Annotated in this window: 1 rRNA gene; it reads left to right on the top strand. The window is 55.9% G+C overall.

From position 1 onward, the window contains the following. Positions 1–680: ribosomal RNA gene (locus tag PAEVO_RS00050) — 23S ribosomal RNA — on the top strand; the annotation flags it as partial.

Genomic DNA, 680 nt, shown 5'->3' with positions numbered 1-680 from the left:
ATCCGGTACGGGGACAGTGTCAGGCGGGCAGTTTGACTGGGGCGGTCGCCTCCTAAAGAGTAACGGAGGCGCCCCAAGGTTCCCTCAGAATGGTTGGAAATCATTCGAAGAGTGCAAAGGCATAAGGGAGCTTGACTGCGAGACCTACAAGTCGAGCAGGGACGAAAGTCGGGCTTAGTGATCCGGTGGTACCGCATGGAAGGGCCATCGCTCAACGGATAAAAGCTACCCTGGGGATAACAGGCTTATCTCCCCCAAGAGTCCACATCGACGGGGAGGTTTGGCACCTCGATGTCGGCTCATCGCATCCTGGGGCTGAAGTAGGTCCCAAGGGTTGGGCTGTTCGCCCATTAAAGCGGTACGCGAGCTGGGTTCAGAACGTCGTGAGACAGTTCGGTCCCTATCTGTCGTGGGCGTAGGAAATTTGAGAGGAGCTGTCCTTAGTACGAGAGGACCGGGATGGACGTACCGCTGGTGCACCAGTTGTTCCGCCAGGAGCATGGCTGGGTAGCTACGTACGGACGGGATAAGCGCTGAAAGCATCTAAGCGTGAAGCCCCCCTCAAGATGAGATTTCCCAACTAGTAAGACCCCTTGAAGACGACGAGGTAGATAGGTTGGAGGTGGAAGTGCAGCAATGCATGGAGCTGACCAATACTAATCGGTCGAGGGCTTATCCAA

The sequence above is a fragment of the Paenibacillus sp. GM2FR genome, from assembly GCF_002803325.1.
Taxonomy (GTDB): Bacteria; Bacillota; Bacilli; order Paenibacillales; family Paenibacillaceae; genus Paenibacillus_AQ; species Paenibacillus_AQ lautus.
Note: the sequence above shows the minus strand (reverse complement) of the source record. Positions and strands in the feature narration are given on the sequence as shown.